The following is a 17098-nucleotide window of genomic DNA, read 5'->3' on the forward strand; positions in this document are numbered from 1 at the left end:
CTTGTTTGAACTGCAGGAGTTATTACCATATTTATTTTCGATTGGACTCATCTTCACCGTCAGTTATGCCTATATTGCCCATCTTCATTGTGGCATGACAGAGTACTGGATGGAAGGTGGCGCCGGTGGTGGACTTGAACCTGTACTTCCCGCCCTGTGTTTGGACAGACAGCATAGACAGGAAGACTGGAGTCGCATGATTAGACGAAGAGAAGCGCCCGATGAAGATGAACCAGATTGTCATTCCTCGTTGAACGATTGGTCAACAAATCAACGAGGAGGATATATATGGAACATAAGACTAACAATGGATTCACTTTTAGATCGGGCAAGGGACGGATCTATGGCCTGATTGTCATTTTGTTTGTAGTCATGCTGCTTGCCGGATGTAGCAACAACGTGTCGGAGATTACTTCATCGACACCGGGATTTTTTAATCACTACATTGTATTTCCACTGTCGTATCTGATTCAGCATATTGCTACCATATTTAACGGAAGCTACGGGGTCGCGATTATCGTGATTACGCTGGTCATTCGTTTAGCACTGTTGCCCTTGATGATGCGTCAAGCCAAGTCCCAGCAGGGAACACGAGTCATCATGAACGCCATGAAACCCGAGATGGATGCGCTCAAGAAAAAATATGAAGGCAAAAATGATCCTGCTGATAAGCAAAAGCTGTCTCAGGAAACGATGGAGCTATACAAGAAACATAAGTTCAATCCGCTGAACATTGGTTGCTTGCCGATGCTCATTCAGCTACCTATACTTTCAGGTATTTACACAGCCATCCGACTTACACCGGAGTTGTCCTCCCACTCGTTCCTGTGGTTCAAACTGGGAGCGCCGGACTACGTACTCGCTGTGGTGGTCGCGGTCATATATCTGATTCAAGCCAAGGTATCACAAGCCAATATGGCGCCTGAGCAGCGAAAACAGTTCGCCATTATGGGTTATCTCTCCCCATTGATGATGGCATTCTTTTCTCTTACAGCTCCGGCAGCGATGCCGCTCTACTGGACGGTTGGGGGTTCGTTCCTGGTACTACAGACATTATTGTTCCGTAAAATGTACCCGGTGGAACACCCACAGGAGCCTGTGGTTGTGGAAGTAAGTAAGAAAAAGAATAAAAAATCCAGCTCCGCCAAACCTTCTCGGAAACCTGCAAAGTCTTAATAAATTTGGTCGCAGGTGACAAGAGAAACATGGTGACTACGTAATCTTGTTAAATACAATAAACATAATGAAGAAGCCTGATCCATATGGATCAGGCTTCTTTTTTGTACTATCAGGTGTTCCTTTTTAGTTTTTTACGAAAGCGGATGGAAAGCATAACGTCCACTGCCTGTTCCCCAATATCACTTAATGATATATACTTACCTGATCAAATGTGATATTGATAATCAATATCAATTATTGAGTGATGTATACATTGGAAAAAAGTGAAACGAGGAGTGCGGGTAGATGCAAGAGGAAGAAGCAAGACAGGGATTTACACCGGAGATGATTGATATGATGGCCAGTATCTGGACACGTTCGATTATTACATTAATAGATGTACGCTTTCAGAATGTAGCGTCACAATACCCGTTGGAGCAATATAAAATGCCTAGTAGCATGTTTATCTATGCATATGGGGGTGAAGCGCAAATCCAACTGAATGAAACCACATTTGCACTGGAACGCTTCGGTTTAGTTCACGGCGGGAAGGGGAGCCTGCTCAGTATTACACCTAAAGAGGAGATGGTGAAGACCTTTATGGTGTTTTATAGAGCAGAATCACCTCTCTTTTTCAAGAAACATCTGCAACAATTACTGGAGCAAGTAAATCCATTTGTTCAACAGTTTGGTTATACGCCAAGTAATCCCATCTTGTTACGTGATTGGTTCCAACGAATGATGAATGGCTGGAAACGTGGCAAAGCGATGGATCAGCTACAGGCCAAAAGTTTTCTATATCAATTGATTCATGAGGTGTATAGGGATTTGGAGGGTGGTGAGATTCGGTATCTCCAGCCAGATCCAGCTTGTTCTGCCAAGATATATCTCGATAAACATTACAGGGAGCCGATCATGTTTCAGCAAATTGCTGATATGTTTGGGATCAGTGGTGGACAATTGACGCGGTTGTTCAAAAAAAGGGAAGGGATGAACTTACAGGAGTACCTCATTCAGAGAAGGATTGAAGCAGCCTGTCATGACTTAAAACATACAGAAGCGACAGTTAAAGAAATCGCAACAGGAGCTGGTTTCACAGATGAGAAAAACCTGTTCCGCATGTTTAAGAAGCATTACAAGATGACACCAAGTGATTATCGGAAAATAAACGCACTATCCATGCAGGTTGATGGTATTGATAATGATTCTCATCTCCCTTACGATGAGAGGGAACTAGCGAGTCTAGTCAAGTCTTATAGAGATGGGGAATCAACGATGTTTGGAACATTAAGAAGTAAAGAAATGATTTTGGCGGCGGCGATAAGCATGATGCTCTTATTGACGGCATGTACGTCGGGGACGCCAGCGAATAATGGGGGAACGGCAAATACAACACCTGCGCAGACACAGCAGGCGACACAACAAGAAGGGTCGGAGACAAAAGCTTCAGAAGCAGTCTCGCAGACCAGAACGATATCCACAGTTAAGGGTGATGTTGAGGTACCTAACAACCCTCAGCGAGTTGTAGTCGATTATTTGGTTGGTGATGTGGTAGCCCTAGGTGTAACTCCTTTAGGTGTGGCTAGAGCTGCACGGGGAGAGACAGAGCCTGTTTATGCTAACCAGATTACAGACTCCATAAAAGTAGCCATGGAGCCGGAAGATATCATGACGCTTGAGCCGGATCTTATCATTTTGGCATGGAGTGATGAGTCGTATGATGATTTATCCAAAATTGCCCCCACCATTTATGTTCCCTATGGTGATATGACTACAGAAGAGCGGATACAATTTATTAGCGATGTTTTGAACAAACAGGAAGAGGCTAAGGATGTTTTGAATGCTTATACCGGAAAAATTGAAGAAGCAAAGCTAGCTTTTCAGAATGCGGGCCTATCCGATGTAACCATTACGGTTGGAGAATTCAGTGATAAAAGTAACTACATAGCTGGAGCCAAGCATGCCGTTGGCGAGCTTGTTTACGATGAACTTCAATTGCAGGCACCTTCAAAAGTCCAAACGGATATTATCGATGCAGATAAATATTGGGGCGATGTCTCCATGGAAGTATTACCCGCTTACTCTGGGGATTATATGATCTTCTTAGGAGATGGAAACGTTGCTTCTGATAATGCAGTGTGGAATGCCATACCTGCTGTGCAACATGATCGGATCGTAAAGGTAGATTCTTCGCTATCTTGGTCCACCGACGTAATGACTTCCAGTGCATTGATTGATTATATTGTTAGTCAATTGCTAGCATTAGCTAAATAAGAGTTAGAACGAAATTTTAATTGAGCACTCCAAATTTTCAAACATGACCAGTCGAATTTATGGACGTTACTATCCATATTCGTTTGGATTGTAAATAGGTGATGAAAGGGAAACGAGATGAAAAGCAAGCCTGAACAAAAACGCCGTGGGGCGATGAACTTCACCATGTACATGGTAATAGGGCTTGGATTAACGGTTCTCATGTCGGCGGCATCCATTATGTTTGGTGCTGCTGATATGAGGTTAGCAACGGTATGGGAGGCTATTTTCCGATTTGATCCAATGCTCACTGAACATCAAATTATTCAAACCATGCGTCTCCCGCGTACCGTAGCTGATCTGATCGTTGGGTGCAGCCTTGCGGTATGTGGCGCTATCATGCAGGGGACAACGCGTAATCCGCTGGCCGACTCCGGGCTGATGGGGATTAGCTCTGGCGCAGCATTTGCAATTGCACTATGCCTGGCCTTTCTGCCGGGTTATTCGTATTGGCAGATGATGTTGTTCGCTTGTCTGGGAGCAGCGATCGCCACCGGTATGACTTACTTTACCGCGTCACTGGGCAATCGCGGAATGACGCCTCAGCGGCTTGTACTGGCAGGTCTGTCTATTTCAATGTTGTTTGGCGCACTCAGTCAGTACTTGGCAATCAATTATGATTTGGGGCGAGCATTGACATTCTGGACGGCGGGTAGCACAGCGGGGGTCAAATGGGGAGAATTGCTGATTATCTCACCGCTCTTTGTTGGTGGTATACTGCTGGCACTGGCGCTGTCCCCTTCCGTTACATTGCTCAGTTTGGGAGATGATGTGGCAAGTGGACTCGGCATTCGTAGCGGACTGGTCAAGATTTTGTCGACAATTATTGTACTTGTGCTGACTGGATTGGCTGTTGTTGTCGTTGGCCCTGTTGGTTTTGTGGGTCTGATCACCCCGCATATTGTGCGATATATGGTAGGTGTCGACTATCGATACATTATTCCGGCAGCGGCTTTATATGGTGCGTTGCTGACCGTATCGGCCGATTTGGCTGGACGTTTGATCAATAAACCGTTCGAAACGCCGATTGCCATTATATTTTCTATCATTGGTGTGCCGTATTTTCTCTTCTTGGCTCGAAGACAAAGGAGGGAATATGAATGATCAAGCGGCGTTATACGATGAAACGAGGCATTATCATCAATGTAGTGCTTATGGTGCTCATACTTGTGTTTGCGATCATTAGCATGAATTCTGGCAAAATGAATCTTTCACCGCTAGAAGTGCTGAACGTTCTCATAGGAAACGGTACCGATAAGCAAAATCTAATTGTGTTTGATTTTCGTTTGCCACGAATTGTACTTTCGATTTTGGTAGGTCTGGGAATGGGAGCGGCGGGGGTCGTGATGCAGAGTTTGCTGCGTAATGACATGGCTAGTCCGGGAACACTGGGAATTAGTTCCGGATCGGGTTTGTTTGTCCTGTTCTTCGTTGTATTCATTGCATCCACAGGCAAGAGTTCCTTTATTGCTCTGCCTCTGTTGGCTTTTGTTGGCGGACTATTGGCAGCGGGTTTGATCTTCTTATTATCGTATCGCCGCGGACGAGACATCTCGCCAATCGGTTTGATCTTGACCGGGGTCGCGTTAGGAAGCGGGTACGGGGCGCTGACGACCTTCTTGACACTCAAGCTGGATGATTCGCAGATGAACTTCATGCTGTATTGGCTGGCGGGAAGCCTATGGGGCGATGATTGGGGTTATATTTCCATACTGACACCATGGGTCTTGATCTTACTCGGCTATATTTTTTACAAGGCTCGCATACTGAATGCCCTCCATTTGGGCAATCAGACAGCACAGGGGCTTGGTGTTTCCGTGAAGCGACAGTTCTTGGGGTTGTCAATCGCTGCTGTTGCTTTATCCTCTGGCAGTGTAGCTGTGGGAGGCAGCTTCTTTTTCGTTGGATTGATCGCTCCGCATATGGCCAGAAAACTGGTCGGTCCCGATCACAAATTGCTCATTCCGGCTGCCAGCTTGGCTGGGGGACTAGTCGTGGTGTTGGCTGACACGATTACGCGCACGGTTAGCCTCGTAGGAGATGTGCCAACAGGAATCGTTATTACAGTTATTAGTGTTCCATATTTTCTTTATTTACTAGCAAAAGCCAAATAACACAATCAATAATATAGTCGGAATTTTTTGTGGAAAACGGCTTGGCAGGACTGTGCGCTGCATTTTAAAGCAGAATGCACGATATCAAAAGTTCAAACATCGAAGTTACCCTGTGTTACCGCTATGCTTCTTAATCAATAGCATATAGAAAAAGATGCCATTACGAGGATATCGTATTGGCATCTTTTTATTTTTTCTCATTTGATAGTTAATTTGATACTGGAGAATTATTCAAGATTTATATGGCAGGTTCATCCGACAGCTGAAAACGGGAAACGAAATACCAGACGAGCTCGCGACGTGAGGATACCTTGGTTTTGGCGAAAATGGATTTTAAATGATCCTGAACCGTGTAGACGGAAATATGCATCGCAGTAGCAATTTCCTTGGACGAATAGCTACGTAGCACATATCCGAGCAGTTCCCGCTCTCGACTGGATAATCCATGGCTTTCAGCGAGCAAGGGCAGTAAATCCTGTGGCATCGCCTGCTCCAAACGGATAGCAATCTGATCCGGCCCTGTAAGCTGTTGCATGAGACTAGCATGAAGTATGAGGTAACGCCCATCCGGAAGTTGGATGCAAACTTTGGAGGGTGATTCGGGAGCGATCTGAGTATCCACGACCAGTTCTGCCCGATTCTTGCGCTGCAGGTGGGAACTCACTGCACGTACCGGACGGGGCAGAACATCAGGCCCTACATGTTCCAGCATGCGCAATTGGGACAGCCAATATTGAGCGGAGGAGTTCAGGGATAAGAGCTGGAACGTGTCTGAGGTGATCAAAATTCCGGGTTCCTCGGGACTTTCACTCGTGATCTCATCGATCAGTGTCAAGCTCGTGGACCGCAGCATCGATGCAATAGAAGCGGTCCAGGACTGAATCATCCACCGCTCCTCCTCTGTAAAGACAGCACTTTCTGTCTTACGATATAGGGTCAGATATCCCCAGCAAGCGTCTCCACTAACCAATACAGCACGTAGTTCATCACTGAACCCCGCTGGCTGAAGAATGTTGATATATCGAGGGCTTTGTTCAAGCTGTAAGTTGGACGTATGAAGTGTAGCTGTATGCTCACCGCTGCGAATTAATTCAGCGTATTTATGTATATCTTCTTCCATGTATTCATTGATGAATAACCGATCATGAATGGCCTCAATGCCATCTTCTGTCACGGCTCCTGTGGAGAGAAGAGTCAGAGGATCAACGGTAGTGAAACAGTATGCATCGTAAGGTATAACCGTATGGATCTGCTTAAGAACAGCTTCCCGATAGGTATGTGAGGTCCAGGTTCCTTTTTCAAGAGAAATGATAAGTCTGTGGTTCCGATCAATACGTGATGTCAACAAGATTACTCCTCTCTCTGTGCGCATATCCCAATGTTCTGGGATTGTAGGCTCGCCGTATCCTTCTATAATGAAATTAGACGAACAACGAGTCAAGTCTAACTTCAATTCAAGAGGAGTGCGGTGTCCATGAATCACAATCTATCACCGATGAGCTGGGAAACAGCAGATGTTCATCGTTACGAACAATCGATAGCCCTGAAAATTCCGGGTTATTCTCATATGCATGATCTAATGGAACGGCTGCTTTCAGCATCTTTCGCGAATAACAACGATATTCATATCCTTGTTGCCGGTGCGGGAGGGGGAAAAGAGATTGCTCTGCTCGGATCACGTCATGCCGGTTGGACATTGACTGGAGTAGATCCATCACAGCCCATGCTACAACTTGCTGAGAAACGAGTCACGGAAGCAGGCATCGGTTCCAGAGTGAAACTGCAACCTGTCACGGTTGAAGAATTGCCAGAGGATATTGTATATGATGGGGCGACAAGCATGCTCATGTTACATTTCCTTCAGGGGATGGAGGCCAAGAGAACGTTTCTGACCAGCCTCGCAGCTAGACTTAAACCGGGTGCACCACTGATCATTGCGGCTGTAAATGCCGATCTTCGTTCACCTGCACATCCAATCATGATGCAAGCTTGGAAGGATCACATGTTGAGTGTGGGCGTCCTTCCTGAAGAGTGGGAGCGCTTTGCTGCTTCCCTGGGCCGTGAATCCGATCCAATATCCTCTGAAGAGATGACTCAGCTACTGACCGAATGCGGTTTCTCACATATTACACGTTACTTCGGGGCGTTCTGGGTGGAGGGGTATTATGCAATTCGAAACTAGCGTGAAGCCTATTAAAGATCAGATCTGGGTGGTTGGTGGTTATGGTCAAGTGGGGCAGATGATATGTACTCAACTGGGGAAATTGTTCCCGGGTAAAGTATGGGCTGCGGGTACACGCATGAACCGTGCGGAAGAGTTCAGCAGGTCTACAGGTGGTGCTGTGCTACCGCTTCAACTGGATGTAACAAAACCTGTGGAGCCATCCATGTTACGGCCTGTGAAGCTGGTCATCATGTGTGTGGATCAGAGCGATACCCGTTTTGTTGAAGCCTGCGCACAAGCCGGAACCGACTATATTGATATTTCTGCAAAATATGATTTTCTCGCTCAGGTTGAACAGCTCCACACCAAAATGCAACGTTCCAAATCGACCGCGATCCTCAGCGTTGGATTATCACCTGGAGTGACTAATTTGCTTGTGCGCGAAGCGACCATGCATATGGATCAGGTGGAGGAAGCAGACATTACCGTAATGCTGGGACTTGGAGAGAAGCACGGAAAAGCTGCCGTGGAGTGGACCGTTGATCAGATGAATGCCACTTACCAAGTGATGCAAAAGGGCAAACCTGCTGAGGTACAAAGTTTCGGAGATGGCAAACGTATTGATTTTGGAGCAAAACTTGGGCAGCGGAAGGCCTATCGATTTAACTTTTCGGATCAGCATGTGGTTGCTCGGACGTTACGTATTCCAACCGTATCTACCAGACTCTGTCTGGACTCCCGCTGGATCACAAGATCCATGGCAATCTCCAAACGTGCAGGGTTGTTTTCGTTGTTGCGTATCCCGTCTATTCGGAATGGAACGGTTAAGGCATTTGGCCTTATTCCTGGGGGAGAACCGATGTATGCGGTCAAGGTCGATGCCGTAGGATGGGAAAATGGTGAGCAAATCCGCGTCGAACAACTACTGGTCGGTGCAAAGGAAGCAGATGCAACAGCAGCGGTAACTGCAGCCGTGGCAGAACGTGTGTATAAAACAGAGTTGCCACATGGTGTGTTTCATATTGAACAGTGTCTCTCTCTGCAAGACATTCAGGATGCACTTCATACGCCACTAAAGGTGACGACCAAGATCACCTAGTTTCATGTTCTTTTGCTGAGAACCTCCGATCTGCTATGATGGAACAATAATCATGGCATGAATGGAGGGAGATCATGAACTGCGTTGCTGTATTACCTTATTACAAAGTACAGAGAGAAGTGACGGGTCTCGCCCAAGAGATTGAGATGAATGCCCGCTCCATGATTCTGTATTCAGATAAAATCGTGACCAAATACCGCGAGTTCAACATCACGGAAGTGTTTGATATGTCATTTCGCCGTATGGGTGATGAAGGTGGATTTTTCTATTTGCACACAAGCACAGGAGTATATCCATATATGGTCGAAATCGACCCCAAACCGTTTATACAACATTTCAGAAAGATGACGATCCAAAAATTAAAATGACTTGACCTTGACCTTGACCTTGACCTTGACCTTGACCTTGACCTTGACCTTGACCTTGACCTTGCCGTTACGTGAAGGCTTACCCTCGGATATGGAAGGAACCACAACCAATTCAGAGGAGCCGTGAATGTAATGAGTATACTGATTCAGCAAGCTACGATCCTAACGATGAAAGATGCCGATGCCCCCTTTACGGGGGATATTCGTGTTGAGGGTGATCGCATTACGCATATTGCTGAACACATTGTGCCTCACCCCCAAGATGAGATTATCGATGGACGCAATAAGGTTGCCATGCCAGGACTGATTAATGCCCACCAACATACACCGATGAGTCTGCTCCGGGGATTCTCGGATGATCTGAAGCTGATGGACTGGCTCGAACGCAAAATGTTGCCTGCCGAAGCACGGATGAACCCGGAAGACATCTATTGGGGTGCCAAGTTATCCATCGCCGAGATGATCCGTACGGGTACCACTGCTTTTGCGGATATGTATATCCATATGAACGAAATTGCAGAAGCGGTTAAACAAACGGGTATGCGGGCATCGCTTACACGTGGGATGGTATTCATGGAGGAGGATGGGGGACGCAGGTTGCAGGAAGCGATTGATCTTGTGCAACGCTGGTCTGGAGCGGCCGAGGGACGGATAACAACCATGTATGGGCCCCACTCACCCTACACTTGTCCCATGGAGCCGCTTCGTGAAGTCATTGCCATGGCTGTCACAGAGGATATCCCGCTACATATTCATCTGGCTGAGACGAAGGAAGAAGTCGTGAAGATTCGTGAGCACTATGGCATGACACCGACAGAGTATCTGGAAGAGGCGGGGATGTTCGAACAGGCACATGTGTTGCTTGCACATGGTGTGCACCTCAATCGCAGGGACATCGGCAGATTGAAGGGCATGCGCGGCGGTGTAGCACACAATCCAGTCAGCAATCTGAAGCTGGGCTGTGGAATTGCTCCAATTACCGAGATGTTGGCTCAGGGAATTAACGTTGGAATCGGAACGGATGGAGCGGGAAGTGCCACAACCGTGGATATGTTCGAGGAGATCAAAGCCGCGACCTGGCTGCAAAAGCTGGATTATGGCGACCCAACCCGCTTGCCAGCCAAGGACGTACTAAGCATGGCTACACGCGGAAGTGCTAGTCTGCTTGGTCTACAGGATGAAGTGGGTATGCTTGAGGTGGGGCACAAAGCTGATCTGATCCTGATCGATCTGGCGAAACCACATCTTCAACCGGTACATGAGGTAGAATCGTTACTGGCTTACAGCGTAAATGGGGCGGACGTGGACACCACGATTGTGAATGGTCAGATCCTCATGAGAGGCAGAAAGCTGCTCACGATTGATGAGGATGAACTTTACCGTGAGGTGAAGGTTAGAGCCAAAAGGATTGTTGAGGGAATTTAATTTTAGGTGAATATGATCCGAACTGGAAAATGATTTGTAATCAAAACGCTATGGAAGACTTACTCCATAGCGTTTTTTGTCGAATTACAACTGGAAATAGTTCCATAGTCCTGTTCAGAATCGGTTCAGAATGACTCGTTATACTGAGCATGTAGTTGTTTAAATTTGAAATGTACACGAGGAGGAACATGAATTGAAGGGGAAACAAAACAAAAAACGGCTTAAGCCGATATTGAAAAAAAGCATGTTGACTGCGCTCGGATTGGGCATTGCATTGCCTATAGGTGGAACGCTCCCGCAGGCTAACGCAGGAGAGATTGGTCAGGAGATTAAGATTTCGCAACCTGTGCTTAGCGAGTATATTCATTGGTTGAGTCGTTCATCGCAAGATTCAAATCAGCATTCTCTGGTGTCGTATACGCCAATTGAGGTACTGGATCAGACCGTTATCATTGATTTAAATACCCATTTTCCACTCAACGCATACGATTCGGTCGACGCCAGTTCAAATGATAATACTGTGGCTCGCGTATATGTAAACAATGAAAATAAATTGGTGGTTATTCCCTATACAAGGGGCAAAATCAATATTGAATTGAAAGCCAATTATACTTTATCTGGAGAACCTGTTAAGGATAACTTCGAACTTTATATTAGTAAACAAGGCGATGTGAATAATGATGGCAAAGTGAATTCTGCGGATGCAGCAGCGCTATTGAAACATCTTCGTAACGAATTGAACCGTCGCTCCTATTCTGCTGTTGAGATGAATCGGATGGATGTCGATCGAGACGGTGGAGTTTTTTGGTCTGATCCTCAGGCTTTGCTGAAAGGTTATGCTGGTGCAAAGCTTGGTGCCAAGGATAACCGTTATGTATTGACTTTTAAGCAAGTGGACGATACACCTTATGCATTGAATGCTCAACTAATCGGTGAGATGAAGACCGGAGTCAAGATAACCAGTACAGTCGAATACTTTGACGCAGATGGTGATTACCCTAATACGACGCTGTATCAATGGTACCAGGGTTCGGATGCAACAGGAGCAAATAAGACAGAGATCGCGGAAGCGACAAGTTCTGAGTACACTATTACTGCGAGTGATGTGGGTAAATATATTTTCCTTGAAGTCACACCTCGATCTATTTCGGATGAGCAACCCCAAGGAAGAACAGTGATGATTGGTAGTAAAGAAGCAGTAGTGACAAAGCAAGGATTTATCCAAAGCTTATCACCATCGAATCTTTCTACAGGAGTTGACGTGAATGCGCCCTTGATTGTTACGTATAACCAACCCATTAAAGCAAATACGAACGGTTACGCCAGAATTGTCATTAAAAATCTGACAACCAACCAAGAAGAAGCTTCCTACATGATTATGATGGGAAGTGGTTATGCGATAGATGGAAATACGGTAACAATAAGCAATCCAACTTTGAAGTACAGTTCAGATTATTCAATTGAAATCATCAATGGTGCTTTCATGGCAACTGCGGATAATGCCTCTATGCCAGGGACAGTGGTGGAACAAGAAGGAGTTCCATGGACGTTTACTACCAAAGAAGGGCCTCCACCTCCTCCTTAATTAAAGTCTTGAATAAGCAATAACAACCTTGCACAACCCGAACAATCTACCAATGAATATAGACGCGGAGGTTATCAAATGTTTCAACCGAAAAAGAAACGTCCAAGAATCAGAAAAACAATGTCAGGTCTGATCGCACTGACATTACTCTCGTCACTCGTATTGCCGTGTGTAGCTGAGGCAGAACCTATGGACCCATCTCAAGTGAAGTTTGCGGATGTCAGTGTACAAGCTGGTCAAAGTGTTCATGTTCCAGTAACGTTAAAACAACCCGATTACAGCGCAGTTACCGCGTATAATATGCAGATTGATTATGACTCATCTGTATTGGAGATCGTGCGTATCACTCCTAAATATGTCGGCGGCAATTATCCATCCATAGTAGAAAACAATGAATCAAATTTTCATTATAAGATTGATGATGAAGCTGGCTGGGTACGGATCATCTGGGCTGATTTGACTGCAGGTGAACATCCAGTACCTGTGGAACAGCAACTGTTTGATATTGAGGTCAAAGCCAAAAGTAATGCGGCTCCGGGAACGAAAAAACTCACGGTTAATCGGGAAGATGCAGAGAACTGGAGTTTCACAAACGTAGATTATGAAAATTACACGGTATTATCCGGTGGAACGATCACAATTACAGCAGCAAACTCAGGCGGTGGTAATTCGGGTTCTCCAGGTTCCTCTTCAGGAGGAGGAAGTGTATCACCAACTTCACCAGTCGTTACCCCAGTTCCATCGACTCCGGCGGTAACCAAAGGCGTAGACATCTATGTGAACGGTCAGAAACAGGAACAGTCTGCTACGGCTAGCACATCAACGGTAAACAATCAGGTTACCACCACGGTTCATGTGGATAATGACAAAGTCATCAATCAGATTGGAAGTGGACTAAAAACGCTTCTGCTGCCTATTACAGGTACTGGCAAGGGTGCAGTCGTTGGTGAACTGAACGGCAAGTTGGTCAAAACAATGGAAGGAAGTAATGCCGAAGTTGTCATTCAGACTGATAGCGGTACGTACACACTTCCAGCTAACCAGATTCAGGTGGATCAGATTCTGAACCAATTCGGAAGCACGGTTCCATTGGAAGATATCACAATCCAAATCGCTATTGTGCCTAGTGCCACATCTAAACAAACAGCAATTCAGGCTGCAGCGGGTAAGCTGGAGAACACAACGGTGATCGCAGCTCCGATTGATTTTGAAGTAAAAGCGATCTGGAATGGACAGCAAGTTAATGTAGATCGTTTCAACTCTTATGTAGAGCGCTCCATTACTTTGCCAGAAGGTGTCGATGGTTCAAAGATCACGACAGGAGTTGTGCTTCAGCCAGATGGCAGCCTTCTGCATGTACCGACAAAGGTTATCAAAGGTAACGTGCAAGATTCTGCTATTATTAACAGCTTGACGAACAGCACTTACGCTCTGATCTTTCATCCGGCAACTTTCAGCGATGTATCAAGTCACTGGAGTCGGGATGACGTACAGGATCTGGCATCTCGTCTGATCGTACAAGGTACCGGTGAGAACGTGTTTGCGCCAGACCGGAGTATTACACGGGCAGAGTTTACGGCTGTTCTGTTAAGAGGTTTGGGGCTGCACTCCCCGCGCAGTACAGAAGCGGCGTCGTTCACAGATGTGAAGACTGGTAGCTGGTATGAGGATGAGGTTCAGACGGCTGTGTCCTACGGCCTAATCTCAGGTTATGCTGACGACAGCTTCCGTCCGAATAGCGAAATTTCTCGTGCTGAAGCGCTGACTATTGTGTCACGTGCGATGAAACTGGTCGGTCTGGCACAGGCCGACGCGTCAGAGACAACAAGTCTGCTTAGCACATATAGCGATAGCGCTAAAGTACAGGCTTGGGCAGCAGAGCCAGTTGCATCCGCGATTAAACAAGAGCTGGTACAAGGTGCTGATGGCAAACTGATGTCCGATGCAGACATTAGTCGTGCGCAGTCGGCAGCGATTGTGAAAAGGCTGCTGGCAAAAGCGGGATTAATCTAATCAAATTTCTGGACACCTACACTTACTTGAAATGATTTGTTTCAAGCAAGCTGTAGGTGTTTTTTTGCATATAGTTCTTTTGAACAACCTCTTATAGGTGCAATGGTCCAGTTCATTATCAGTTCATACTGATTTGTTACGATATAAACATCAAATAGATAGATATCGTGCATGATCAGGAGAGGAAGAGATCCATATGAAAATACTAGAGGTTAAAAATGTGAAGAAATCATACACCTTATATGGAAAAGAAAGAGTTCCGGTACTCCACGGTTTGAACTTAAGTTTTGAGACAGGGGAATTTGTCTCCATCCTCGGCGAATCTGGCTGTGGTAAGTCGACACTGATGAATATCATTGGTGGCATGGACTCCGATTATGAAGGGGACGTCGTTGTTCGTGGCAAGAACTTAAGTGCCATGACAGAGAAGGAAATGGATGATTATCGGAAGAATAATATCGGCTTTGTCTTTCAAAATTTCAATCTGATCCCGCATCTGTCTGTCCTCGAAAATGTAACGATTGCGATGCAAATGACGGATACCAATGAGAAGGATCGCAACCAACGTGCTGTTGATATATTGACAGAGGTGGGACTGAAGGATCATCTGAACAAACGTCCCAACCAGTTATCTGGCGGTCAGAAGCAACGCGTTTCCATCGCACGGGCGTTATCCAACAATCCGGATATTATTCTTGCAGATGAACCGACGGGTGCTCTGGATAGGGAAAACGGAGATCAAATCCTCGCTTTGCTCGACAGTATAGCCAAAAAGGGAATGCTGGTGATTGCCGTAACTCACTCGCAGAAAGTCGCTGACTCCGGTACACGGATTGTGAAGGTTGAAGAGGGGCGTATTAGTGACGATATTCACCTGAAAGATCCTTCTACGGCTGTTTACGAGAGTGGTCAGGATTCTTCCCGAAGCCTGAGCTTGCTTGCTTCATTCAAGATGGCACTTAAAAATATGAAACTCAACGGCAAGCGTAATGTACTGGTCGCTTTGGGTGGATCTATAGGTATATTAAGTGTACTGCTGATGCTCTCCTTGGGGAATGGTATAACGACGTATATGAATGACGAAATCAATTCAAGTATGGACCCTTTGCTTGTGGATATAACAAAGCCGAGTGAAGAAGCCAAGGATATGCAAGGTCCCGAGGCCTTGATGGCACCAGGTGAACCGTTCACCGAAGCTGATGTTGAGACGATTCGCAATTTTCCTAATGTGGATCATGTAGAGACAATTACGACCATTACAGGCCAATCGACTATGGTGAATGAAAAACAAAGTGTAGGACTCACACAGTTAACAACGTTAACGGATGCTTTTGATCCAGCACTGATGACAACTGGTGTTCTGCCGGTAGAAAATCAGATGCTGTTACCTCTCGATACAGCGAAACAATTAAGCGGAGATGATCAAGCTGAAACCATGATCGGCAAGTCCGTGTTTTTATATATCAATGAGATGGATAGTAATAATAAACCAGTGACTTTGGAGAAAGAAGTAACAATCTCAGGGATCTACGAAGCGGCAGATCCGCAATCTCCAATGCAACAATCCCCGGGGTACATTTCATCAGAGACGCTGGAGCAAATGTATGCGGACGAAGGAATAACGATTGGGCCAATTCAAGTTAACGCCTATGCAACCGATATGAAATATGTAAATGATATCAATGAAGCTGCTGTAGACGCTGGTTTCGCAGGCTCCCAAATGGCCAAGGTCATGGAGAATATCACCACATATGTAAGTATGGCTTCCATTGTACTTGCGGGTATTGCAGGTATTTCGTTGATCGTATCCGGTATTATGATACTGGTAGTACTCTATATCAGTGTCGTGGAACGGACAAAGGAGATCGGAATTCTTCGGGCGATTGGAGCAAGAAAGAAAGATATCAAGCGAATATTCTTCTCCGAATCTGCCTTATTAGGCGTATTTAGTGGTATTATTGCGGTAATCTTTGCAGTGATCATTAGTTATGTATTAAACATTCTTTTGGACAATGCGTTTGGAGCTAAACTCATTAATCTCTCGGGATATTATATCTTGTTTGGGATCGTGGTAAGTACAACGATTAGTATCGTTGCCGGTTTGATGCCATCATCAAAAGCAGCGAAGCTGGACCCGATGGAATCCTTACGATACGAATAAATATCAATTTTGGAAAGGATAATGGCTACATGAACACAATTCTGGTGGTGGACGATGATTCCCATATCCGCAAATTGATCCGAATCTATCTTGAAAAGAATCAATTTTCCGTGCTGGAAGCACCAGACGGTCAAGAAGCGTTAGATATCCTCTCGCATACGAAAGTTGATCTGGCGATTGTGGATGTGATGATGCCGCGAATAGACGGCATTGAACTGACGGAAGATATTCGGTCTTATCTGGATATTCCCATCCTGATGGTGACTGCCAAGGGAGAATCCAAGGACAAAGTCAGAGGATTTAATGCAGGATCAGACGATTACCTGGTTAAACCATTTGATCCTGTGGAGTTAATCTTGCGTGTAAAATCGTTACTGAAACGATATAACAAAAGTGCATCAAACATGATTCAGATCAGCGGTGTTACGATTGATTTGGGCAACCTGATGGTCATCGCGGATGGACAATCTATCGAATTGAAAAAGAAGGAATGTGAATTGTTATTTTCTCTGGCGAGTTCGCCAGGGAAAATATTCACACGCACACAGCTTATAGATGACATATGGGGCATCGATTACGAAGGAGATGAGCGTACAGTTGATGTACATATCAAACGGTTAAGAGAACGTCTTGAACATGTTCCTGAGTTAGTGATCTCAACGATAAGAGGACTCGGTTATCGGCTGGAGCGGGCATGA

14 protein-coding genes are annotated in these 17098 nt (G+C 45.6%); 13 read left to right on the top strand and 1 reads right to left on the bottom strand.

The genetic code is table 11. The features are described 5' to 3' along the window. Window position 1: 1 nt before the first annotated feature. The 5 genes from MKY01_RS13390 to MKY01_RS13410 all read left to right on the top strand — a co-directional run bounded on the left by MKY01_RS13390 (window position 2) and on the right by MKY01_RS13410 (window position 5585). Window positions 2-352, top strand: a complete 351-nt coding sequence (locus tag MKY01_RS13390) for a hypothetical protein (RefSeq protein WP_282321651.1) — start codon at window positions 2-4, stop codon at window positions 350-352. Then, a complete protein-coding gene (gene yidC, locus MKY01_RS13395; RefSeq protein ID WP_282321650.1) occupies window positions 289-1176 on the top strand; it encodes a membrane protein insertase YidC in 888 nt (295 codons plus the stop codon). The genes MKY01_RS13390 and yidC overlap by 64 nt, the downstream gene beginning before the upstream one ends. A 288-nt stretch (window positions 1177-1464) precedes the next feature. Then, window positions 1465-3432 (top strand): AraC family transcriptional regulator, encoded by a 1968-nt coding sequence (locus tag MKY01_RS13400; protein WP_282321649.1) that lies wholly within the window; start codon window positions 1465-1467, stop codon window positions 3430-3432. 117 nt (window positions 3433-3549) lie between these two features. Then, window positions 3550-4575, top strand: coding sequence for an iron ABC transporter permease (locus MKY01_RS13405; RefSeq protein ID WP_051447083.1), 1026 nt, complete (start codon window positions 3550-3552; stop codon window positions 4573-4575). Next, complete coding sequence (locus MKY01_RS13410) at window positions 4572-5585, top strand: iron ABC transporter permease (RefSeq protein ID WP_017688818.1); 1014 nt, start codon at window positions 4572-4574, stop codon at window positions 5583-5585. Before MKY01_RS13405 ends, MKY01_RS13410 begins: the two co-directional genes overlap by 4 nt. Before the next feature lie 238 nt (window positions 5586-5823). Here the strand turns inward: MKY01_RS13410 and MKY01_RS13415 are convergent, their stop codons facing one another. Next, window positions 5824-6930 (bottom strand): LuxR family transcriptional regulator, encoded by a 1107-nt coding sequence (locus tag MKY01_RS13415; RefSeq protein ID WP_282321648.1) that lies wholly within the window; start codon window positions 6928-6930, stop codon window positions 5824-5826. Between the two features lie 129 nt (window positions 6931-7059). Here MKY01_RS13415 and MKY01_RS13420 point away from each other — a divergent pair, with 129 nt between their 5' ends. The 8 genes from MKY01_RS13420 to MKY01_RS13455 all read left to right on the top strand — a co-directional run bounded on the left by MKY01_RS13420 (window position 7060) and on the right by MKY01_RS13455 (window position 17098). Next, entirely contained in the window at window positions 7060-7767 is a 708-nt protein-coding gene (locus MKY01_RS13420) for a class I SAM-dependent methyltransferase (protein ID WP_036608640.1), read from the top strand. Beyond that, window positions 7751-8848, top strand: coding sequence for a saccharopine dehydrogenase NADP-binding domain-containing protein (locus tag MKY01_RS13425; RefSeq protein WP_282321647.1), 1098 nt, complete (start codon window positions 7751-7753; stop codon window positions 8846-8848). Before MKY01_RS13420 ends, MKY01_RS13425 begins: the two co-directional genes overlap by 17 nt. A 74-nt stretch (window positions 8849-8922) precedes the next feature. Next, window positions 8923-9216: a hypothetical protein gene (locus tag MKY01_RS13430; RefSeq protein ID WP_036608638.1), complete on the top strand. Its 294-nt coding sequence runs from the start codon at window positions 8923-8925 to the stop codon at window positions 9214-9216. Window positions 9217-9348: 132 nt separating this feature from the next. Next, the gene (locus tag MKY01_RS13435) at window positions 9349-10641 is read left to right on the top strand and encodes an amidohydrolase (RefSeq protein WP_282321645.1); all 1293 of its coding nucleotides are present in this window, start codon (window positions 9349-9351) and stop codon (window positions 10639-10641) included. Between the two features lie 193 nt (window positions 10642-10834). Continuing rightward, window positions 10835-12226, top strand: a complete 1392-nt coding sequence (locus tag MKY01_RS13440) for a dockerin type I domain-containing protein (protein ID WP_282321643.1) — start codon at window positions 10835-10837, stop codon at window positions 12224-12226. Window positions 12227-12304: 78 nt separating this feature from the next. Then, window positions 12305-14239: an S-layer homology domain-containing protein gene (locus MKY01_RS13445; protein WP_339286592.1), complete on the top strand. Its 1935-nt coding sequence runs from the start codon at window positions 12305-12307 to the stop codon at window positions 14237-14239. A 196-nt stretch (window positions 14240-14435) separates the two neighbouring features. After that, complete coding sequence (locus MKY01_RS13450) at window positions 14436-16400, top strand: ATP-binding cassette domain-containing protein (RefSeq protein ID WP_339286594.1); 1965 nt, start codon at window positions 14436-14438, stop codon at window positions 16398-16400. Window positions 16401-16429: 29 nt separating this feature from the next. After that, window positions 16430-17098: a response regulator transcription factor gene (locus tag MKY01_RS13455; protein ID WP_339286597.1), complete on the top strand. Its 669-nt coding sequence runs from the start codon at window positions 16430-16432 to the stop codon at window positions 17096-17098.

This window comes from Paenibacillus sp. FSL R5-0486, assembly GCF_037975155.1.
In the GTDB taxonomy this organism is placed as follows: Bacteria; Bacillota; Bacilli; order Paenibacillales; family Paenibacillaceae; genus Paenibacillus; species Paenibacillus amylolyticus.